Origin of the sequence: Bacillus yunxiaonensis (assembly GCF_037104695.1) — a bacterium.
In the GTDB taxonomy this organism is placed as follows: domain Bacteria; phylum Bacillota; class Bacilli; order Bacillales; family Bacillaceae_G; genus Bacillus_A; species Bacillus_A yunxiaonensis.
In genome coordinates this window covers 268834-291975 of sequence record NZ_JBAWSV010000001.1, presented here as the reverse complement: position 1 = coordinate 291975, position 23142 = coordinate 268834, and the positions used below count along the sequence as shown (strand labels likewise).

At 34.3% G+C, this 23142-nt stretch carries 21 protein-coding genes and 2 pseudogenes; 8 read left to right on the top strand and 15 right to left on the bottom strand.

Annotation, left to right across the window (positions count from 1 at the left end):
• Window positions 1-33 precede the first annotated feature (33 nt).
• Complete coding sequence (locus WAX78_RS01480) at window positions 34-210, top strand: hypothetical protein (protein ID WP_336480535.1); 177 nt, start codon at window positions 34-36, stop codon at window positions 208-210.
• A 186-nt stretch (window positions 211-396) separates the two neighbouring features.
• Here the strand turns inward: WAX78_RS01480 and WAX78_RS01475 are convergent, their stop codons facing one another.
• Window positions 397-756 carry a hypothetical protein gene (locus WAX78_RS01475; protein ID WP_336480534.1) on the bottom strand — a complete coding sequence of 120 codons (360 nt, stop codon included), beginning with the start codon at window positions 754-756 and terminating at the stop codon, window positions 397-399.
• A gap of 224 nt (window positions 757-980) precedes the next feature.
• On the opposite strand from WAX78_RS01475, the gene WAX78_RS01470 reads away from it, so the two are divergent.
• Window positions 981-1307 carry a luciferase domain-containing protein gene (locus WAX78_RS01470; RefSeq protein WP_336480533.1) on the top strand — a complete coding sequence of 109 codons (327 nt, stop codon included), beginning with the start codon at window positions 981-983 and terminating at the stop codon, window positions 1305-1307.
• 362 nt (window positions 1308-1669) lie between these two features.
• Here the strand turns inward: WAX78_RS01470 and WAX78_RS01465 are convergent, their stop codons facing one another.
• The gene (locus WAX78_RS01465; RefSeq protein ID WP_336480532.1) at window positions 1670-2488 is read right to left on the bottom strand and encodes a DUF6414 family protein; all 819 of its coding nucleotides are present in this window, start codon (window positions 2486-2488) and stop codon (window positions 1670-1672) included.
• A 255-nt stretch (window positions 2489-2743) separates the two neighbouring features.
• Window positions 2744-3217: a GNAT family N-acetyltransferase gene (locus WAX78_RS01460; RefSeq protein ID WP_336480531.1), complete on the bottom strand. Its 474-nt coding sequence runs from the start codon at window positions 3215-3217 to the stop codon at window positions 2744-2746.
• 184 nt (window positions 3218-3401) lie between these two features.
• On the opposite strand from WAX78_RS01460, the gene zwf reads away from it, so the two are divergent.
• Both zwf and WAX78_RS25115 read left to right on the top strand, forming a co-directional pair.
• A complete protein-coding gene (zwf, locus tag WAX78_RS01455; protein ID WP_413789145.1) occupies window positions 3402-4916 on the top strand; it encodes a glucose-6-phosphate dehydrogenase in 1515 nt (504 codons plus the stop codon).
• Window positions 4903-4979, top strand: a pseudogene (locus tag WAX78_RS25115) (cyclase family protein); the annotation flags it as partial. The gene zwf and the pseudogene WAX78_RS25115, both read left to right, overlap by 14 nt.
• A 183-nt stretch (window positions 4980-5162) precedes the next feature.
• Here WAX78_RS25115 and WAX78_RS01450 read toward each other — a convergent pair.
• Together WAX78_RS01450 and WAX78_RS01445 are read right to left on the bottom strand one after the other, a co-directional pair.
• A complete protein-coding gene (locus tag WAX78_RS01450) occupies window positions 5163-5804 on the bottom strand; it encodes an AAA family ATPase (RefSeq protein ID WP_336480530.1) in 642 nt (213 codons plus the stop codon).
• A gap of 96 nt (window positions 5805-5900) precedes the next feature.
• Window positions 5901-6785: a GNAT family N-acetyltransferase gene (locus WAX78_RS01445; RefSeq protein WP_336480529.1), complete on the bottom strand. Its 885-nt coding sequence runs from the start codon at window positions 6783-6785 to the stop codon at window positions 5901-5903.
• A gap of 557 nt (window positions 6786-7342) precedes the next feature.
• On the opposite strand from WAX78_RS01445, the pseudogene WAX78_RS01440 reads away from it, so the two are divergent.
• From WAX78_RS01440 to WAX78_RS01425, 4 genes and pseudogenes are all read left to right on the top strand, one after another.
• Window positions 7343-8095: pseudogene (locus tag WAX78_RS01440) on the top strand (class I SAM-dependent methyltransferase).
• A 273-nt stretch (window positions 8096-8368) separates the two neighbouring features.
• The gene (gene cspD, locus WAX78_RS01435; RefSeq protein WP_090911503.1) at window positions 8369-8572 is read left to right on the top strand and encodes a cold-shock protein CspD; all 204 of its coding nucleotides are present in this window, start codon (window positions 8369-8371) and stop codon (window positions 8570-8572) included.
• Window positions 8573-8659: 87 nt separating this feature from the next.
• Window positions 8660-8845 carry a cold-shock protein gene (locus WAX78_RS01430; RefSeq protein ID WP_020061359.1) on the top strand — a complete coding sequence of 62 codons (186 nt, stop codon included), beginning with the start codon at window positions 8660-8662 and terminating at the stop codon, window positions 8843-8845.
• Window positions 8846-9415: 570 nt separating this feature from the next.
• Entirely contained in the window at window positions 9416-11116 is a 1701-nt protein-coding gene (locus WAX78_RS01425) for a pyruvate oxidase (RefSeq protein WP_336480528.1), read from the top strand.
• Window positions 11117-11197: 81 nt separating this feature from the next.
• On the opposite strand, the gene WAX78_RS01420 is transcribed toward WAX78_RS01425, so the two are convergent.
• The 10 genes from WAX78_RS01420 to WAX78_RS01375 form a co-directional block, all read right to left on the bottom strand.
• Window positions 11198-11605 carry an NUDIX hydrolase gene (locus WAX78_RS01420; RefSeq protein WP_336480527.1) on the bottom strand — a complete coding sequence of 136 codons (408 nt, stop codon included), beginning with the start codon at window positions 11603-11605 and terminating at the stop codon, window positions 11198-11200.
• Window positions 11606-11708: 103 nt separating this feature from the next.
• On the bottom strand, window positions 11709-12341 hold the full coding sequence (locus tag WAX78_RS01415) for a YdbC family protein (protein ID WP_336480526.1): 633 nt from the start codon (window positions 12339-12341) through the stop codon (window positions 11709-11711).
• A gap of 184 nt (window positions 12342-12525) precedes the next feature.
• A complete protein-coding gene (locus tag WAX78_RS01410; RefSeq protein WP_336480525.1) occupies window positions 12526-13662 on the bottom strand; it encodes a metallophosphoesterase in 1137 nt (378 codons plus the stop codon).
• 190 nt (window positions 13663-13852) lie between these two features.
• The gene (locus WAX78_RS01405; protein ID WP_336480524.1) at window positions 13853-14389 is read right to left on the bottom strand and encodes a DinB family protein; all 537 of its coding nucleotides are present in this window, start codon (window positions 14387-14389) and stop codon (window positions 13853-13855) included.
• A 362-nt stretch (window positions 14390-14751) separates the two neighbouring features.
• The gene (locus WAX78_RS01400; RefSeq protein WP_336480523.1) at window positions 14752-15999 is read right to left on the bottom strand and encodes an MFS transporter; all 1248 of its coding nucleotides are present in this window, start codon (window positions 15997-15999) and stop codon (window positions 14752-14754) included.
• Window positions 16000-16066: 67 nt separating this feature from the next.
• A complete protein-coding gene (locus WAX78_RS01395; RefSeq protein WP_336480522.1) occupies window positions 16067-16702 on the bottom strand; it encodes a TetR/AcrR family transcriptional regulator in 636 nt (211 codons plus the stop codon).
• Between the two features lie 500 nt (window positions 16703-17202).
• The gene (locus WAX78_RS01390) at window positions 17203-20292 is read right to left on the bottom strand and encodes an SMC family ATPase (RefSeq protein ID WP_336480521.1); all 3090 of its coding nucleotides are present in this window, start codon (window positions 20290-20292) and stop codon (window positions 17203-17205) included.
• Complete coding sequence (locus WAX78_RS01385) at window positions 20289-21446, bottom strand: exonuclease SbcCD subunit D (protein ID WP_336480520.1); 1158 nt, start codon at window positions 21444-21446, stop codon at window positions 20289-20291. The genes WAX78_RS01390 and WAX78_RS01385 overlap by 4 nt, the downstream gene beginning before the upstream one ends.
• Window positions 21447-21467: 21 nt before the next feature.
• The gene (locus tag WAX78_RS01380; RefSeq protein ID WP_336480519.1) at window positions 21468-21707 is read right to left on the bottom strand and encodes a DUF2584 family protein; all 240 of its coding nucleotides are present in this window, start codon (window positions 21705-21707) and stop codon (window positions 21468-21470) included.
• 415 nt (window positions 21708-22122) lie between these two features.
• Window positions 22123-22383, bottom strand: a complete 261-nt coding sequence (locus tag WAX78_RS01375; RefSeq protein WP_336480518.1) for a hypothetical protein — start codon at window positions 22381-22383, stop codon at window positions 22123-22125.
• Window positions 22384-23142: the final 759 nt, after the last annotated feature.

Sequence of the window (23142 nt, the reverse complement as noted above, 5' to 3'; positions counted from 1 at the left end):
GCATTTGCGGTAAACATAGAAATGGCAATATATATGTCTTCAGCAAAAATGAATGGCATTGAAACGTCAGTTATGACAACTGTTTCACATTTAGATATTGTCGAAATGCTTATTAATTCTCATAATATTCAGCTTGAAATAAAATGGTTGAATTTTGCTAATACTTCTAAAACACAGGTGGCAATTCACAGAGCATTACACGGAGAATAAACTTTTTACATATTTAAAACTTCGAAGCAACTGTTTCCTTACATAAAAACATGAGGTCCTTGTTTCCACATCCTCGCTAATAAGTTAAGGAAAAAATAAATTGCGCCAATAACATGTAAAAGGTGGTACAATTACAAAATTGTATCACCTTTTATGCAACGCTTATATCAAAACAAATAATTCCCATTAATCTCTCATATGTTTCCTAATATCCGATGCTATTTTAGTAGGATCATCAATTTCAAAAACAACATACTTATATTTTTCGTGACCCTCTAATTCAATCATTACGAGAGGTACTCTATTTTCATAAGAAAGAAAGTACCATTCATCAGCATATTTAAAACTTCCTTCAAAGATATTAAGAGAAGAAACAGATGTTCCAGGCATCCGAAGCATCCATCGCGGTGCATCAAAATAATCAACATATACACTTTTAATAGTATGAAATGGCATTTTTAAGGCTAGTTTCAACGCAAAAAAACCAGTTACTCCATTCAACTTTAAAACTACACCTTCATCATCAAAGTGTACTTCTCTTCCCATGTTCTCCCTCCTAGCTTTTTCATGCTGTATCCACCACCCAAATTATACCATGTCCATTCCAAGAATGTTCAAAGATACTATCAGAATCCAAATTTAAATCGATTTTCTAAACTACGTATATGAAACCATTTTCGTATATAGATTCGTACTTTTGAACGATATAAACAGCAAAGAAAAAGCATATTATACTATTAAAACCTACGATTTATAAGGAGTGAACTATTATGTCACTTAGCGAAATGATTAAAAAAGAGCTTCTTAGTTGGAACGGTGTAACAGAGAAGCCGCATCGATACGGTGGGGTTGAATTTAATTATAAAAATAAAGAATTAGGTCATGTTCACGGAGACACATTAGCTGATTTGCCATTTCCAAAATCAATAAGAGATGAGATTTTAAAGCAAGGATTAGCTCATCCTCATCATATTTTTCCTGATTCTGGATGGGTTAGTTATTACATGAAAAGCGAAGATGACCTTCCTTTACTCATTCACCTCTTCCGTTTACAGTACGACAGAATCGTAAAAAAATTAGATAACAACCAAATGTAATTTTGTTTATAGGCCTAAAAAGTATTTTTTATTTCCAGTTACTAAAAATTGTAAAACACACCAAAAAAGACTTAACATTACAGAAGCAAAAGCATTAGATAAAGTGAAACTTCCGCCAGTGGGGGTTTTCTTCATCCCACACTGACGGTTAGTTGAACCAATCAGGCTTTTATGGGCAGTTATCCCCCACCTATCTTCCTCGCTTTTCTCTGAATCTTGAGGTGGGGGTCTTACTGCCCGTTAATGCGGGGTAAAGTGAAACTTCCCTCAGTAATTTTTTCTTCATCTTCCACTGAGGGTTAGTTCAACCAATCACGCTCTTACTACCCTTTAGTGCGGGAGAAAAAATCAACAATGCAGCCTTATTCGAAATACATAGCAACCGGTGAAATGATATAATTATTTGCTGTTACCAATCCAAATCCCCCTAGCAAATTTGTAGGAAATCCTAAAAATTTATTTAAAATTTCGTTTGGCTGCTTATCTACCAAATTCGAATAGTCAAGGGCATTTATTTCTTTCTTATTAATTTTTTTTGTTATTTTTCCAATAAGGGTAATTTCGACTGATGTGTCTCCTGATCCGTATTTAAAAGCCAGTTCTTCTATGCTTTCTCTTAAATAACTGTCCTTAACTGGTATTAAACAATTATTCATCTTTATAAACGAGCTAAATGGTATGGCCTCTTTAATGTATACCAACATATCTTTAATTGAATGAATCTTATTCTTTTGAACACCCACCATATTGTCGTAAGTTTTTTCTAGTTCATTCAAAAAAACAGTCCTTTGCTCGAGTGTTAATGTTTGTTCAAGGATATTTTGTACTTCTACATTTTTTGCTTCTTCTAGTTTATTAAAAAGAAACTTAATAAATTTATCATTTATCATTTTTTGAACAACATCAAAATTTATTGGTTGAAAACTTGAAGTGAACTTAATATAAGAACCTAGAGTCACTTCTTCGCTGTCCTTCTTTTCATTAAAATTAACTAAAGAAGAATTTTTAAGAAGGTAATGTTCAAATTGATTCAGAGCACTATATTGCTGCCGTAGCGTATTTTCTTTTGCCTCCATTCTTTGCTCTTGAACCTCTGTACTTTTAGTACCTGTTAATTCATTATTTATTTGTGTAATAAAAGAATATATAAAGTCCTTATCTAAATATATCAATTCTTTCAAAAATAGTTCCTCCCAAAAACATTTATTTATTCAGTTATTATAGTATTTTTTCCGTACGCATAGGTATAAAATTATGAATTAAAATTACTGTGTTTTAACAAAAACCCTTACGGATGCTATCATTTACAGGTATCAATATATTCGTCAACAAAAGTACTTTTTTAAAATTTACATACTAATGTAAATCGAAAAATCTCGTAAAATCATAAAGGGTATATTAGCTCTAACTAATATACCCTGATATCTACCTATCGTCTATTCTTCCTTGCTAATTATAAAGCGCAATAAATCTTCTTCTTGATCAAATTCCCCTGCTTCAACAAAACCAAAACTTTTATATAATTGACGAGCAGCATAGTTTTCTTTATGAACGGTTAAGCGAATTTCTTTACACTGCGTATATTGCTTTATAATCCAATTTACCATCTCTCGTAGCGCAGCTCGACCGTATCCTTTACCTTGATGCTTTTCATCAATGATAAAACCATTGATCCAATACATATCATTAGTATTCTCTACATAAGCATGCATCACAAAACCAATCATTCCCCGCTCTTCTTCATAAATTGCAAAGGGCAGATAATTCACATTATCACCATCTGGTTTAATATACACCTTAGCCAGTGATACTGCTACAGTAGGAACAAAATGATTTTGAACATCTTTTACTTTTAATTTTAGAGCCTCTTGCCAATTATCTCTCGTCACTGCTCCCAATTGCACTTTCATCTTATTCCTCCATCTTTAATTTAATACTATATTTCTCTACTTCTTAAAGTTCTCCTTCTAATATAAATGTGCATCTCATCACTCAGTAAGCTACAGTAAATTATTTACCCTGCATCTTACATGTATTACCAAATAAACCGCATACTAAGTATAAATTTATTTAGTATAAAGTGAGGCCCATTACATGATGAAAACTCCTAAAGCTATTATTGTTATTTTTGGCGCAACAGGTGATTTAGCAAAGCGTAAATTGTTTCCTTCTATTTATAGATTGTATCGTAACGGGGATATTTCTGAAGATTTCGCTGTTGTTGGTGTTGCAAGAAGACCTTGGTCTAATGAAACATTTCGTGAAAATGTCAGACAATCTGTTAACCACTTTCCAGATGATGATGGAAGTCAGGATACATTTGCTTCCCATTTCTATTACCATCCTTTTGATGTAACAAACATATCTTCTTATCAAGAGCTTAAAAGTTTGTTAAGCACTCTTGATGAAAATTATAATACGAGTGGAAACCGCATTTTTTATTTAGCAATGGCACCTGATTTTTTCGGTACAATTGCTACAAATTTAAAATCAGAAGGATTAACTTCTACGGAAGGATGGATTCGTTTAGTTATTGAAAAGCCGTTTGGCCATGACTACGAATCAGCCGAAGAACTAAACAATCAGCTTCGCCAAGCGTTTACAGAAGAACAAATTTATCGAATTGACCATTATTTAGGAAAAGAAATGGTTCAAAATATTAAAGTCATTCGCTTTGCTAATGCTATTTTCGAACCACTTTGGAACAATCAATACATTGCTAACGTTCAAATTACTTCAAGTGAAACATTAGGAGTTGAGGATCGCGGACGTTATTACGAGTCCTCGGGTGCTCTCCGTGATATGGTACAAAATCATATGCTGCAAATGGTTGCACTTCTTGCAATGGAGCCGCCCATTAAATTAACAGCAGATGAGATTCGAAGCGAGAAAATAAAAATTTTTCGTGCTTTAAAACCTCTTTCTGAAGACGAGGTCGAACAATATTTTGTTCGCGGACAGTACGGACCAGGCATCGTAAATGAAGAAAATGTGATTAGTTACAGAGAAGAAAATGCAGTAGATCCAGCATCAAATACAGAAACATTTGTCTCTGCTAAGCTAATGATTGAAAACTTTAGATGGTCAGGAATTCCTATTTATATTCGAACAGGTAAACGTATGCAAGAGAAGTCGACTGAAATTGTCATACAATTTAAGAACTTACCAATGAACCTATATTTTAATAAAGAAAAAAAGACTCACCCTAACTTATTAATTATTCATATCCAACCCGATGAAGGAATTACACTGCATTTAAATGCCCAACAAACAAATAGCAGTGTTATATCAACACCAATTAGATTAAGCTATTGCAATAACTGTGCAGATAAAATGAACACACCTGAGGCATATGAAGTTCTCCTATATGATTGTATGCGCGGTGACTCAACCAATTTTGCGCATTGGGAGGAAGTGGCTCTTTCTTGGAAATTTGTTGATGTTATCTCAAATGTTTGGGAAAATAAAAAAGCTGAAGACTTCCCTAACTATGAATCTGGATCCATGGGTCCTAAGGAATCTGATGCTTTATTAGAAAAAGATGGTTTTCATTGGTGGCCAACTATAACAACTCGTTTCAAAGAAGAGGACGATCATGAAAACGTATAATATAAAGCACCTATTTTTGAAGGGATGATAGTTTACAAAAACAAACCTGAAAAACAACTGAAATTTTGAGATTAACCTAAAGTTTCGATTTAACAGCAGTTGAATATAGAATTACAAAAGCCGAGTTAGAAACCTTGTAAATTGGATAGAAGAAAAATTCGTTACAACAAAAAACACTCATCAATTATAATTCGATGAGTGTTTTTTACTTATTTCCATAAAGTACTGTTCTATCGATATAGTACTTTACGCTTTATTTTCCTGTAACCAATATATCATTTCGTTCAAAAGCTTTACATTATATCGATCATACAAATTAAAATTAGCAGAGAATACTGTATCCATGATTTCTTCTACCGTTTCTTGTACAAGGTTCGCTTCTATCATTGTACAATAATTTGCTTTTATCTTATTAAGAGCAGTGTAGTATTTTTTATGCGGTTCTGTAATATGTATATGTTTCTCAAAATTCCCACGTCTACGTGTTACATCATGCTCTTTTCTCTGACGTAAAGTATCATTATTTATATATAAATAAAAATAACAATCTGGTAACCCAATCTCCTTATGAAACATCTTTTCACAATAAAATGTTTCTAATGAAGATAGTGTTTGTCCAAAGACTTGAAAGTGAAAACACCAGTTATAGCTAAATGGCTGATATATATCTCCATCTAACACAACAAGTTCATTATTCCTTGACTGCTCTAATGCAATTTTCCAGCGCTCAACTTGCCGATCCAAATACCAATTCTTCTGTTCATCAGCAGGACGTTTAAAAAGTAAGTTTACTTCAGGAACAATGTATGCACCGTATCGTTTTTCCAACTCCTTACCAATCGTTGTTTTTCCGACGGCACTAGCACCTTCTAAACATAGAATCGGCATCATTTCCACCTACTATACTTTGAATCATTATATATGTATTATCATTGTAAACGCAGTAGCAAAGTCGTTATATTCCAACTATTCCAAATAAAAAAATTAAAATTCTGCTAAGATTGGAAACTTACACTCGTTAATTTCAATAGGAAGTTCGCCTCTTACCATAAAATACTTATTTGATTCATATAATTTTAACTTGAAATCTTCGACTCCTAATTGATCAGGAGAAAAATAAAAATCTATCGTATGAAATGCTTCCGGAATTACCGCACATAATTCATCTAAAACAGGCATAAATTCACTTATTACTCCGTATAACTTCAACACACCATCTACAACTTCGTATATAAGTATAGCTTTGATTTCTTCCGAAAAGTAAAGTTTATCGTTCCACTTTTCATCATACATATGTAAATAAAAAGAAGATTGATAGTGCAGCGGTGCAAAAGCTCGCGAAAGATATTCTTTGTTTTCAAATACATCTTTTATAAGCTGCAAATCTTCTCCATCAAAAAAATCTAATTTTCGAATTGCCGATAACTGTAGTTCATTCTTTTCATACTGCATAGTTGATATATATTCTTTCACTATTCGAAAACCAAATAATGTATACAGTTCTGGTGTTTCTGTAAATAAGAATGAATATGTATACTCTTCATCGATGCTTTTCAATGCTTCACAAAACAATTGCTTCATCAATCCTTTATTACGATAATCAGGATGTGTCATGACAGACTGAATACCAGCTGCTTTTATACGCTCTCCCCCAACCATCATTGGCATTGAAAACATAGATACATTTGCAATTGCTTTATCTTCTTCAAATAAAGTAAACGGAGAGTATGTTTCATCCCAAAACCCCTTTTTATAAAAATCTTGTAATGTATGTACTGGAATGTGAAATACTCGTTCGAACAACCCATATAATTGCTCTCTTCGTTCATTTTCAAATGCATAATTAACACAAATTGTAAGATTATCCATGTTGTTCCTCCACTTACAAATCACTACTTATATTCCCCTTATTTAACATAAAACGTAAGAAGTGACATAAAGATTAAATTTTATCTTACATTATATTATCATAAATTTTTTAAAAAAGTTTATGTTCACAAAAATATAATTATCATATAAAAAGTGGAATAAAAGGATATTACTATATATTTATATTTAATTTATAGGTTTTTATTTTCTCATAATTTTAAAAAGTGTTTTAGGTTGAATGTTGTTTTCTAATTAAATTTTTCTAATCCTCAAGTATCATTTCCAACAAATTCTTACTTCTATATTTAATACAGTCCCTTCATACTATTCTTCTTAATTAATAAAAAAAACAAAAAAACAAATTTTTCTGATTTTCATATTCACTAATCTCTGTTAAAATTTTACAATAACCCTTAAGATATTTCATTGATATTCTATTAGAAAGGAAATGTACATATATGTATCACTATGTAACAGACATTTAGTAACTTCATTTCATGTCGTGGACCTCCTCTTATATATTACAGCTATTAATATATAACTTAGGAGGAATTACAATGAAGGACACTTTTTACAATTTCATTAAACAGGCCGATAAACCTTTTCATGGATGGAACTTCTCGTTTTTAGCAGATACTGGAAGACTAAGTGCAGAGCCTCTGCCGTGGAGTTATGCAGCAAATGTATTACACTATATACCAAAAGTAGATAACATGCTAGATATGGGGACTGGTGGCGGTGAGTTTTTATCTTTGTTAACCCCTCTTCCGGCTAGAACTGCAGCAACAGAAGGCTACCCACCAAATATAACTTTAGCAAAAGCAAAATTAGAGCCTTTAGATGTCTCTGTTTATCCTGTCGAAGATGATACATGTTTACCTTTCGCAGATAACCAATTTGATTTAATTATTAATAAACATGAATCATATTCTGAGACAGAAATAAAAAGAATTTTAAAGCCAAACGGCGTTTTTATCACACAACAGGTGGGCGGATTAGATAATTTAGAACTAAATCACCTGCTTCATGCAAATACCGAAAGTGAATATAGTTATTGGAACATGCAGTACGCCTCTTCACAACTAAAACAAGCTGATTTTCAAATTCTTAAGCAATAAGAAGCATTCCCGTATCAACGCTTTTACGACATCGGAAGCATTGTGTATTATTTAAAAGCAGTTCCATGGCAGATCCCTGATTTTTCAGTGTCCAAATATGAAGATCGCTTACTTTGGATCCATAACTCCATTCAACAAAATGGGTATATTGAAGTAAAAGCACATCGATTCTATATCGTAGCTTCCTTATAATGCATCCACCTCCCCTAGCAAGTTAATCCTGCATGGGGAGGCCATTTGTTAAGACAGCTAAAAATGTTACCATCACTTGCAATATTTCTCATTTCGTTGTAAAATGAAACCGTAGAATACAATATGCAAGCAAATCCACTTCACATATTATCAAGCATCAATAGGGATGATATGCGTTCCTTATGGGTTTTTGATAATATGTGAATTTTTATTTTCTTAGAAATAAGACGGATCATATTACATTTATTTTTTTATTTTTAGGAGGCATTTACCATGACATTAACAGGTAAAGTAAAATGGTTTAACAGCGAAAAAGGTTTCGGATTCATCGAAGTTGCAGACGGAAACGACGTATTCGTTCACTTCTCAGCTATCACTGGCGATGGCTTCAAAACTCTTGACGAAGGTCAAGAAGTTAGCTTCGAAGTTGAAGAAGGTAACCGCGGACCTCAAGCTAAAAACGTTGTAAAGCTATAATTTAGACAATAAAAAGGTTGTTAACACGAACGGTTAACAACCTTTTTACTTATATAAACAAATATTTCACATAAAAGGAGTGATCTCATGTATCGTAACAAAAAGAATGACGTTGCAGAAGTAGCACCAGAAGAAATCCCAGTTTGGGAATGTGAGTCAGAAGAGTGCTTAGGATGGATGCGAAAGAATTTCGCATTTGAAGAACATCCGAAATGTCCTTTATGTGGAAGTGAAATGAAAAGCGGAGAACGTTTATTGCCTCGATTGGGATAAACCATTGGTTGCCCTTGCAGGATGTTCTCTGCAAGGCTTTTTCTTCCATCTCCCCTAATGATGATTCAAATGATTTCCAAGCATACATAATTGCTAACAACTATTGAGCTCTCTTCCTCCCTTATTATCACCAGCATAAATACATAACATTTCTAACTATATGAATCATCGAGTATTTTCTATTTCCCCTTATACTTCATTACAACAAAAAGCAAAGCAGTAAATAAACTACTTTGCTTTTTTGTTGCCCTTACCTTTATGTGAGTCTTTTTCCTACACAGTACTTCTATTCCCCTTCTATATCGTATCAATGCGGATTATTGTACTTGAATAAGCTTGCTTCTCCATACCTTCTATTCATTTGTATATTTTACCTATTTTATCAAAAAATAAAGTGAAACTTCCATCAGTAGGGGTTCTTCATCCCACTGATGGTTAGTTGAACCAATCGGGCGCATGCCAGCAGTTATCCTCCACCTATCTTCTTCGCTTTCTCTGAATCTTCAGGTAGGGGTCTTACTGCCCGTTAATGCGGGATAAATTTAACTTAAGAATAAAGGAGTGAGCATATTGTTTCGAAAAACAGCCGGTGAAGAACTAGTCGATTTACTAATCGAATGGGGTGTTGATCACGTATATGGCATGCCGGGTGATTCTATTAATTCTATTATCGAACCCCTTCGTAAAGCACAAGATAAAATTAAATTCATTCAAGTCCGTCACGAAGAAGCCGGTGCTTTAGCAGCTGCTTCTTATGCAAAATTAACTGGAAAACTCGGCGTATGTATGGCAATCGCAGGACCAGGTGCAATTCATTTACTAAATGGATTGTATGATGCCAAATTAGATCAAGCACCTGTCCTCGCTATTACCGGTCAAATTGAGTCTGATTTAATTGGAACTGGTTTTTTCCAAGAAGTAAATTTAGAAAGAATGTTTGATGATGTCGCAGTTTATAACCAGCGAATTATGTCAGCTGAACAATTGCCTGCTGTTGTAAATCAAGCAATTCGCATGGCTTATACAAAAAAAGGCGTGTCAGTTCTTACAATTCCGGATGACATTCAAAAATTTGAGGTAGATGCAAAAGCACGGATTACTACCTCTTCTTTTACGATGCCAGAATTATTTCCGCAAAAACATGATTTAGAAAAAGCAACGTCTGCATTGAATAAAGCAGAAAAGCCCGTTATTCTAGCAGGAAAAGGCGCAAAAGATGCAAGGGAATCTTTGCTTGCTTTTGCGGAACATATTGGAGCTCCTATTGTGTTAACACTTCCAGCTAAGGGAATTATTCCAGATGAGCATCCGCTTTGTATTGGTGGTTTAGGTTTAATTGGAACGAAACCTTCATATGAAGCGATGAAAAATGCTGATACACTCATTATGGTCGGCACTTCTTACCCATTCACAGGATTTTTACCAGACAAAGCAAAAACAATTCATATCGACACAGATCCAGCACAAATTGGAAAGCGTTATCCAACTGATATTGGTCTTGCTGGTAATGCTGATAAAACCTTAAAATGGCTCACACAAAATATTGAAAAACATACTGATCGCTCTTTCTTAGAACATCATCAAGAACTGATGAAGAAATGGGAAGAAAAACTGCACAATCAAGAAAACGACACTTCTATTCCAATTAAACCACAAAGAGTAATGTATGCTGTGCAACAAGTTGCACACGATGATGCTATTTTATCAGTAGATGTAGGCAATGTAACAGTTTGGACAGCGCGCCATTTCCGTATGACAAATCAGCGCTTTATTTTGTCGAGCTGGTTAGCAACACTTGGCTGTGGTCTTCCCGGCGCAATTGCTGGGCAGATTGCGTATCCAAATAAACAAGTTTTCGCAATTTGCGGAGATGGTGGATTTGGTATGACGATGAACGATTTTGTAACAGCTGTGAAATACAACCTTCCAATCATTGTAGTCGTATTAAACAACCATAAAATCGCTATGATTAAATTTGAACAAGAAGTAATGGGAAATATTGAGTTTGGTACAGAACTTACAAATCCAAACTTCGCGAAATATGCTGAAGCATGTGGTGGAATCGGTTACCGGGTGGAAAAACTTGAGGAATTAATGCCCGCTTTTGAAAAAGCTGTAAAGCAAAATAAACCATGTATTATTGACGTTATCGTTGATGTCAATGAAGCCCCTATGCCGGCAAAAATTACATTCGCACAGGCAGCTGGCTATACAAAGCACATGCTGAAAGAATTATTTGAAGAAGGAAAAATTGATTTACCTCCTCTGTAAAAATACAAATATAAAACAGCGGTTTATTTTTCAATAACCGCTGTTTTATATAAAAATATCGATATCTATCCTGTTATCTCATTAAAAAGTCACCAAAAATGGTTGTTTCTTTTCATCTAAACAATGTAAAATACGCTCTTTGAAATTTGTCCATGTTACCATTTGTAATGCTTCTTCAATAGGAAAATACCCTACATCTAAGCTTTCACTACTTGTTGAAAATTGTCCCCCGACTGGCTTTCCTAAGAACAAATGGTTACAAATACATTGTGAAACATTTTGATATACTCCGCAATATTTTATAATCTCAATGTCGATTCCAGTCTCTTCTTTCGCTTCTCTAATAGCACCTATTGGAATTGCTTCTCCTTCTTCCACTTGACCACCAGGGATTTCCCAGCCTCGCTTTGGACTTTTTAAAAGTAAAATTTCTTTTTTATCATTTAACACGACCGTTGCAGCCGTTACAATATGTTTCGGATATGGCATACATACCCCTCCTTTGTATAAAGTTCAACTTCCATCACTGGCCAGTGATGGAAGTTGAACCAATCAGTAATCCCCCACGAATAGCGGGATAAATTAATGAATTTTATACACAGTGAATAGGTAATACAGACCAAGAATTGACAAGTGTAATTTGTTTCCCCTCTATATGTAACAATTGTTCAGATGGGTTTGCTATATGGTGTAATTGAGGGAATATTTCTTTCACATAATGTTGGTGAGCTGCTGCATCTTTCCATAAAGACAGAGCAATATAACGGTTCGAAGAAAGGGATCTTCCAACAACTCCTCCCATCATTCCTTCTGCTCTTACTATACCTGGATTCCAAACAGTTTCTTGCATATGTAAAAATTGCTTTTCATGACCTTGCTTCACATCACATATTGCTACTCGTAAGAAGGAACTATGCGCTAGTGCTTCTACAAATGAAGTATCCGTTATATCAAATAAAGATTGATACAGTTCTGTTTCACATAATGTATATGTATCTTTTTGATTGCTATCATAAAAAATATTATCATGTGTTTCATTCATAAACCTTTGATACGCTCGCATATTTTCCCAGCATCCTACAATATACGCTTCCGATTCATTCCATCCCCCGATTTGTCCATGAAAGCCCTCTAATTCTTTCAACTCGCCCCACTGCTCTTGAGCAGTTGAAAATCGTTCCTTTTTTTCTTCATCAACTTTACAATTAATAGACTTAATTAACATACTCGTATCCCCCTTATTTTCTCCAAAACTTTCATACAGCTCTCTCTTCATTTACATCACTAAAATCTTATATTTTTATTTTAAATAAATTAGATGAAAAAATCAAAATTATAAGAAAAATAAAACCACAATAACAATACATTATATAAAAAAACAAGGGTCAAAATCCCCTTGTTTATTCCGCTTAATCAAATGTAAGTTCTATTTGAATAATCTCTGATCGACTCCCAAGTCTTAAAGCCGGTCCCCAAAATCCAAATCCCGAGGAAACAATCGCATGAAATAAATCTTTCTGTACATATCCCCAATCTAATTCGTACATTCTTCTTGTAATGATATGATTCGGTGCCATTTGTCCTCTATGAGTATGTCCAGACAATAATAAATCAACACCTGATGCTTCAGCTTGCTTTAATTCAAATGGCTGATGATCCATTGCAACGATTGGAAAACTCTTATCTACAGCACTCATTAACTCCTCAAAACTTTTACGATTTCGATCCGTCTTATCTCTTCTTCCTACAATATAAAAACAATCTTCAATTTTTACAACTTCATCTAATAATATCTTTACATCAATCTTATCCATTTCCTGCAAAAACTCCGGAATAGCCCCACCGTAATATTCATGATTTCCTAGCACCCCATAGATACCAAGCGGAGCATGCATTTGTTTCATCACTTGTCCCATATTCTTTTTTATAAAATATTCTGGATGATCGTCAATAATATCTCCCGGCAAAAGTATGATATCCGGTTTCATATCATTTACATGATGAACCAATCTTTGAAGGTGCGACAAGCCAGACAGCTTACCGAAGTGCATATCTGAAGCCATCGCAATTCGAAGTGTCTTACGATTATTAGCTTTTTTAGGTACGTGAATCTCGTATTTTCGAACGATTGGACTATACGCATTAAATGTTCCATAGGCAAAAATAAGAACAAAAATAAGAAGAACGATTATTCCAGTCCAAAAAATAGATTGTTCTTTCGGAATAGAGAACCACTCTAAAATGAACACTGTTACATCCGCCATTGGTAATAGTATGACTGCATATTGTATGACTGCAAACCAATAAGAACCAATTGTTCTAAGAGGTGAATCAAATTTAATCAATCGATCTAAAATATACGCGTATGAAAATAATCCAACTATAATCGCATAATATCCCCAAGATTGAACACCAAAAGTTGTATGAATCCAAACCCAGCCATTCCATCCAATGTAAATCATTAACAACGTATATAGAGTAAATAAAATAAAAATATTAAATAAATTTCTCGTTTTCAAAGTATCCCCCTCTTCTATATGTTTCATTATAACCGTTCATTTACGAATATTTACATACTATAATGAATTAACAATTAGTATGTAATGAGAATTTTATTTTGACATAAAAACTTTTATAATTCCACTGATACGCAGTAAAACAAAAAAGAGACTAATTCAGAATTGTTTACGAATCAATCTCTTTTTTTATTTTCATTTTCATTTACAATTTCATATTTCAGCTGGATGGATAAGCATCCGAACTCAAATAACGTTCTTTTATAATTTGACGATGATGAAGCTCATGACCAGCAATTATGTTTGCTAATGCACGAACCGTGACTTCAGAATTGTTCGCAATTCCCCTTTGTAACCAAGCTTCTTTATCTAAACTTTTAAGCAAATGCACAGTAGATTGACGAACAACTGTTAAATTCTCAAGAAGATCTTGCATAGATTGCTTATCAAATGCAGCTCTAAGAACATACATATCATCGTTATATCCAGGAAGTTCCGCTGTCTCGCCTCTCGCTATAGAAAGCAGTCGATAACCCATAATACGTTCAGTATCCGCAATATGACCGATTACTTCTTTTATACTCCATTTATTAGGAGCGTATCGAAAATATCCTTCATCATCAGAAATACCTGTCAGTAAAAGAATTGTTTCCTTCATTTGCTGCTCTAGAATATGTATGATATCTCCATCTGGCAATAAGTTTATGTATGTTGCATAATATGGGTTATATTCATTTGCTTCTGGTCTTTTTTGCATTTTTACCATCCTTTTTATTTTATCTTTATACATACACCTTATCATAAAATATTATCATATTAATCCGAAAAATTTAAATTCTAAAACAAAAGGTCCCCATCCTTCTAATCTTGAAATAAATCTCAGCCATCCTACAAAATAAACTTTCTCAGCCTATGACCTATAGACTGCACTATTATCAACTGCTAACATAATAGGTAAACTCCTAACGAGTTTCATTATCTAACGAAGGGACCTGCTTCGGACGCAGGTCCCTTTTCTTTTTATTTGAACTACTTGATGATACTTTCAACAAAGTAAAGCAATTAGAGGTTAGTTACGTTTATGAAAGTTATCTTTCTTACATCTATCATTACCTAATCCTATCCTTCTTTTCTTAATATTCTCCTTGTTACAATCGCTATTACTATCATTATGAAACTTACAAACAATATAGGTAAGTAAACTTTTATACTGAAGGTTTCAAAAATAAATCCATATATGACCTGCCCTATAGGTGCCATACATTGCGCAATCGCTGTAATAATTGCCATAACTTTTCCTAAATTTTCATCAGGTGTTTTCTTTTGCACAACTGTAATGACAAAGATAGAAATAATGGTCATTACTATTGCAATAAGAATTGCACACAAGATAAAGAGAATAAATGACGAGTAGTATCCAAATCTAAGAACAAGGGGCATAACGGAGACAGCCATCGGTATAATCAATAAAGCAATAATAAGTAACCACTGGTATATTGTGTTCATTTTCATCTTTTTTGCAAAGAAACCAATAGATAAAGCCCCTAAAATTGTAGCAAACTCTATAAGTCCCATCCCGATACCATACAATGTATCGCTGCTTTGCATCGTTACCCGCAAAATGATGGGACCACCTACAACAAAAAGTGGTGTAAGAATTAAGTTAAGAATTGCTGCCAGAATCATAGATTTCAATATATAAGGCGCTCTAATAGCAAAAGTAAATCCAACTTTCATGTCTTTTATAATTGTTGGTACAATATGTGTGTCTTTATTTCTTTTCGTAAATGGGATTTTAATAAACATTTCTAATATTGCTGATAAAAAGAAAGCGATACAGCTCATGAAAACAAGAGTTTTTAACCCTACCATACTATATAGTACCCCTCCTAAAACAGGAGCTGCCACACTTGACAATGCTTGAACACCATTTACAATTCCATTGGCCTGTTCTAATCTTTTTTCCGCAACGAGTAGCGGAATACTCGCCATAACAACAGGAGAATACATTGCACTAATAATTGCTAACAAAATCATGACAATACCAATCAATATCACAGAAGTATTGTCGATGGACAGTAACAAAAGAAAACCGAAAATAATAATACTACTTAACATATCATAGATGACCATTAAATTGCGTCGATTAAACCGATCAGCGATAGCACCACCAAGAGGAGATAGCAAAAGAGGCACACTGGATATAGCATATAAAGTAGCATAAATATCTGCACGACCTGTTATATCCAAGACATAAAGTGATAAAGCAAAGCGTAAAAGGGTGGAACCTAAGAGCGATACAATTTGCCCGATTACCATAAGATTAAAATCTTTAGCAGAAGACTTTATGCTCGCACTGCTTTCCATCGTATACACACCTTTCAGTAGAACGCTAGACCAACTGTCGGTCTAACGAATTTATAAAACAATTTTGCTATGACTGTCCCAGCAAAATAGCTAGCATGTAATCAAAGGTACCTTTTTCAGCTCCGAGAGTGGTCTCCATCATGTTGATGAACGCCTTGGCCCTTTGCATCGCTTCATGAGGCTGCCATTGAAACAATCCTTCATCAAATATGACTTGTGCAGACGCAATTAAAAATTCTATTGTTTCTCTGGGATACACAGTCACAAAAACCCTTTCCTTGATCCCCTGTTCAATTACCTCTGTTAAAACAGGTGTTAAATGCACAATAGCTTGCACTAAACTTTTTTGATGCATCTCTGCATTATTTGGTTGATGGAATTGTTCAATCATTTTTTCTTTATTCTCACCCGCTTTCGGCATTTGAGCCATTAAAATTTGAAACAACTTATCAATTACAGGGATATTTGGATTTGAAGCAATCTTTTTCGCTGCTGCGACATCCGTATTTACAATTCTTAAAATAATAGCATCCATCACTTCCTCCTTTGATTTGAAGTAATGATAAAATGTCCCTTTTGCAATACCAATTTCTCGTAGAATGTCATTCACGGTGGTTTTCATATATCCTTTAGAAACGAACAGCCTTTCTGCGGTATCTAGAATTTCATTTCTACGTTCTTCATATTCCTTTACAATCCTCATAAAGAAACTCCTTTCATCTAGACCGACTGTCGGTCTAATGTAAATATATGTTCCTTCTGTAAAAAAGTGTCATACTTATCTATAAAATTTATTGCACATCACAAACGGTCACTCACACTTCCTTTTTCAATTCTTTGACTAGTCATTCCATAACCCTATAGTTGATTTGAATGTGAAAGTGCTGCTTTCATAGATAAATAAATTCGGAAAAATCATCCAAATTCCTTTTTCATATCTGATTTTTATAGAACGGTTCTCGTATGTACAGCTTGATTCCCTTGTTCTTGGTGAATAGCAAATCCATCAAGAACATAAAAAAGACCCTGCAATTTTACAGAGTCCAAAGTTGAAAAATATAAACCTATTTAATATGATTAAAAACCAAAGACGGAACGAGTATTCCTAAAAAAATGAAACACGTACCGTCTCCGAGAAATTAGATGCCGTATTCGAAATGCATGACCAAAATTGTGACCGCTGATTAAAATCAAGTACTCTATCTATTTCACAACAAACCTTGTCTTACTACATCCATCTTTCTGTTTCATTACTTCCAGCACTGCCGGCATAGCGTTTTTCAATTCTTGTACGTGCGAAATTACACCGATAAATCGGCCTGATTTTTGTAAGTCTATCAATGCATCGACTGCTTTTGTTAACGATTCTTCATCTAATGAACCGAAGCCTTCGTCAATGAACATCGTTTCGATTGAAATACCACCTTCGTATGATTGAATGATATCAGCCATACCGAGCGCTAAGCAAAGAGATGCGTTAAATTTCTCACCGCCGGACAATGTTTTTACATCACGCGTTTGTCCTGTGTAAGCGTCATACACATCTAACCCTAAACCGCTTTGACGATTTCGCTTTTCCACACGTTCACTTCGTTTTAAGTAAAATTGTCCATTCGATAGTTTACGAAGTCGTTCATTGGCTACTTGAACAATTTGCTCTAGATATTCTATTAAAATGTAACGTTCAAACGAAATGCGACTTTCATTATCACCTTTCATAACCTCATATAAATCAACAAGTTCTTGGAATGCTGCTTCTTCTTCGTGAATTTGTTCATCAATGCGGCGAATATTCTCATGCAAATCAGAAATATATTCATTGGCACTTTTTGTACGCTGACGTTGTTCTTTTATAATATCAAGCTGAATTTCTAGTTCCTTCAACTGTTCTTCTAGTTGCGTTAACTCTGTCCATTCTTTTCCTTGTAATTGCTCTGTTAATTCTTCAATTTGTTTTGTTAATACTTCGAGCGCCCCGTAATACGATTGAATACGCTGTTGTAAGTCTGTTCGCTCTGCTTCTGACAATTTAGCCTCTGTGTATGCTTGCTGACTCGCAAAACCACTTGCTTCAAGTTCTGTCATAAAACGTGCATACTTTTCTTCTTTGTTCTCATTTCCTTTTGTATATTGTTGCTGCGCTGCTTTATACGCTTCTTCAACACGAATTTTTTCACTCATGCAACGCTGAAATTCCTCTTGTGCTCTTTGCCATGTTTCGTGCAAACGACGAAGTAAAGAAGCTTTTTCTTCATACGTTTGTTGCCACGCTTCTAATGTTTGCATCTCTGCTGGAATCTTTTCTTTGTCATTTTCATACGATGTTCGAAGTTGAATCGATTCCATTTCAGAGCGATGCAATTTTTCTTCTACATCACGTTTAGTTGCTTGCATCATATCTAATTGTTCTTCTAGCTTCTGAAGCTGCGGTAATAATTGTTTACGCTCTTCTTCACTTGCTTTTAATTCATTTACTTCTGCAGCTAGCTGTTTTCCTTGTTGAATTAACGTTTGATATGCATCTGCTAACTCTGATACAGCGTACCCACGAGCCTGTACTTCTTTACATAATTCTTCATATTGAGCTTTATAAAAATTACATTTTTCTTCTATTTGAACGTGCTGCTTTTCAGCTTGTACCTTTTGTTCACGAAGAATATTTAACTGTTCTTCATCAATAGACAATTCTTGTTCAGTCGCTTTGTTTGGGTGAGAAGTACTACCACAAACAGGACATGGCTTGCCATCATGTAAATGAATTGCTAACTGACCAGCTTGTTCGCTTAACCATGATTTCTCCAGTGTTTCATATGCTTGCTGAGCCGCATTCATATGTTCTAAAGTACCTTTTCTTTCCCTCTCATACTTTTGTACTTCTTGCCATACTTGATATGCATCTTTTAATACTTTTACATCTTCACGCATGCGACTTAACTGCTCTACTTTTGCTATATATTGCTCAAGCGCTTGTTCGATCTGTTTTAACTTACTTGAAAGCTGCTGCTTTTGTGCGCTGCTGAATTCTTGCTGCTTCTCTAACTTACTTTTCTCAACCTTAAACTGCTCCATTTGTTTTTCTGACGCAGCTAATTTTATTTTTTTATCCGCAAATGTGGCAATAACCTCTTTTAATTCTTCTAACCTTTGTACAGTTCGCTTCGCTTCTTCGCGAACTTCTTCATTGTTTTTTTCTTGTTCGTACTGCTGCTCCGCACGCTCATAGGCTAATACAAGTTGTTCTTGTTTTGCAGCGATTTGTTTCATATATTGCTCGGCTTGCTTAACACTTTGAACCGCTTCGTCATACCACTGCTCAAACGGCAATAACCGGCTTGCTTGCTCGGCTTGTTTAAATTGCCGTTCTTTTCCTTCAATAGAAGAACGTTCCTGTTGCAATGAGTCGTAACGATTTTGTTTTGTTTGCAAATCTTGCAACCTATCATTTAAAGCCTTCGCTTCATGATATCCTGTTTCCGCTTCTTTTAATTGCTTTAGCTGTATTGATTCTTGTTTTTCTAATTGATTTTCTTGTTTTTCATAAAAAGTGATTTCTTGTTGAAGCGCTTCTACTACTTGATGTGTATTCACATGTTCTTGATTTGCTAATATTTCAAGCAGCGCACCGTCCCGCACCGGAAGTTTAAAAACGTTGCGAAAATACAATTCTCGTTCTTTTTGCTTTTCTTGCAGCACATCTTTCCATTCTTTACGCTTTTGATCTAATAACTCTCGCATTAATTTATATCGATCCGTTTTAAAAATACGGCGTAAAATTTCTTCTTTATTTTCTGTTTCAGACGTTAATAGTTTACGAAATTCACCTTGTGGAAGCATCACAATTTGACTAAATTGATGCTTACTCAGACCAATTAAATCTTCCACTTTTTTGTTTACATCTGTCACATGGAAACGATCTACACAAGGGATTTGCTCGTCATTAACGACTTCATAAAATTCGATCGCATGACCTGTAATCGTTTTGTTACCTTGCTTTTTATGACCAAGTTGCCTTTTTATGCAATATGTTTTTGCCTTTAATTGAAATAGTAATTCAACGCTTGTATATACGTTATCATCAGCAAATTGACTACGAAGCATACTCGTATCATTTCGTTCTTCCCCGCTCGCTTCTCCGTACAACGCATAACAAATTGCATCAAAAATCGTTGTTTTTCCTGCACCTGTATTTCCAGAAATCGCAAAGATTCGATGTTCACCTAATTCTTCAAAATCAATCGTTTCCTGCTGCTTATATGGACCAAATGCTGTCATAATAAGTTTGATAGGTCTCATGCTCTCTCCCCCTCTCGCTCATGAACTGTCTTTAATACTTCTAAGAAGAGACGTTCTTTTTCTACCGATAACTCAGTCCCTTTCATTTCTTTATAAAAAGCTTTCACAAGAGAAAGGTCATCCATTTTATGACGTGAAACGACTGTAGCATTTTCATTGGCTAACTCTTTTCTTTGAATAACCCGCTCTACATGCATCGCATTTGGATAAACCGAACGAATCTTTTCCATCGGCTGTAGTACAGGGTTTTCATCTAATAATTTCACAAATACGTAGTCTTCACAAACAGGATGCTGCATCAATTCATCAATTTTCGCTTCAACTGTTCTCATTCTACGCTTTGGTGTTAATAACCGTTTCTCAATTGTTATTTCTCCTGCTTCATTTAATTCAACAATGTAATATCCTTTTTTGTGATGCTCTTCCGAGATTGAATACGCGAGCGGTGAACCTGCATAACGAATTGTTTCATTACGTACGTAATGCGCTTGGTGTAAATGACCAAGCGCTGTATAATGAAAAGCATCAAAATAATGACTATTTACATATTCTGCTCCGCCAATTGATAATGGTCTCTCAGCATCACTTGTATTTTCTTCCGCTTCCCCGGACGATGTTACGAAAGCATGTCCGATAAAAACATGACGCGCCTCTTTATCGATACTTTCCGATAACTCATTCATAAAAATACGCATTGCATCATCATGACTACGAATATCATCATTTTTCATCACATGACGGACAATGCTCGGATCCACATATGGAACTAAATGAAAATGCACTTCTCCATATTCATCATTCATTACAACAGGTTCATATGGATATTGAAATTGTCCAATAATATGCAGCCCTTGCTTCTTCATTAAGCCGCTCCCAAAATGAATACGATCTGGACTATCATGATTCCCGGCTATCGCAAGTACTGGTGTCTGTAATTCAATCACAATTTTTTGTAATACTTCATTTAATAAATCTACCGCTTCTGTTGGCGGAATTGCACGGTCGTATAAATCTCCCGCAATAATCACGGCATCTGGTTTTTCTTCTTCAACAGCTTGTACAAATTGTTCTAATACATAACGCTGATCTTCTGTCATATAAACACCGTGAACAAGCTTTCCTAAATGCCAATCGGCTGTATGAAAAAATTTCATTTTTTCCTTCCTTTCCTTTTATTAATTCACCGAATGAAGTGAAATAAGCTGATATAAAATGGTTGTCTTTCCTTCTTCCCATTCCACTTTCTTCACAACTGCACTTCCAATAAGTTCTTGTCCTGCTTTATACACTGGCAATATTTCATCAACTACAAATAAATGATATCCATCTAACATTAACTGAAAGATATTATCTTCCATATGTAATCGCTTCTCTGTTTCGTTTACAATAATTTTTGTATGCATCTCAAGTTTCATGCGAAAACACCCCTTTTTTATGTCTCTATTTTAATAGTATAGCGGGCATTACTGATTGACAAGAGAATCAATAAGAAAGGTATGACTTCCCTAATGAAAATCTCCTCCACTTACAACATAATAACTGCAATATATCTCCAACTTTTCATTTGTAGTATGAGAAAAGTAAGAAAAGAATATGAAAACTCCCGCCACTTATCTCATTCGAATCTTGTAGTGAGAGTTTTCTATATACCATCTTTGGCAGACACCTTTGAAACTGCTTTTTTCAATACGTTATAGGAACCCATTCACATCTACGAATAACATAATAGACGCAAATAATATTGTTGATGTTTTTGTTAAAATTTTTATCCTCAATACGGTATGTGAAATTAATTATTTATTAAAAATAAAAATGCCGTTCACGGCACTTTTATTTTTGTAAATAATCCTTCATTACAAAGTATAAAACAACAAATAATAATACTGTTGTCAAAAGCCACGAAAGAATCGCGATGTAATCATTTTGATTTACTGCAAAACTAATCACAATTGTTAAGATAAAGACCGGGAATACAAACCGTACTTTATCTTGTATAGTATCATGCTGTGCATCTTCTTGATGAAAATAGAAAGTTAAACCAATCATAAGAGAAGATAAAATAATGACCGATAATAACAAAGGCCCTGACATTCCGATCTCCCCTTTCTTTCCTTTCTTTGGGCACATTAGACATTCTATACTTTTGATAAATAAAACTTATAAGTGAACCTAGTACATAGGACATAATAACAACAAAATAAAAAACCTAAATATAGAAAATATACTATACATATTTATTAAAACCTTTATTCTAAAAAATTACAAATTATATATTTAATAACAATTTTTCAAAACAATATTAATTTATCGTTAGAAGTTGTATATTCCTTTTTCTTTAATGAAAATCCTTCAAAAATAACTCGTCAAAATATGCCAGGTTTTCGTTTCATAAAGTGAAACTTCCATCAGTGTAGGGTTCTCCATCCCCACTGATGGAAAGCTCTCACCAATCGGGCGCATGCCAGTAGTTATCCCCCACCTATCTTCTTAAATTCTCTCTCAATCTTGAGGTGGGGGTCTTACTGCTCGCAAATAGCAGGATAAATTCTCAAACTTTCCTTCCTTGCATATTTTTGATTGTTTGTCACTTTTTTATTTTAAAAGACGTATTCTTTCAGTCTAAAAACTTTAGCAGGTTGATATACAAAACACGAAAGAAAGAACGTACTACTATTGAACATCTCTTTTACTTTCTACAGTATACTCATTTGCTCTTCATTTTAAAACAAAAAAAGACATATAAATTTGCAGGATTCAAGAAATAAAACGAGAAATTTATATACAAAAGCCGAGTTCTTTTTACACCCTTAGACATCGATTTTCATTGTATAATCATTACATAATATGCTC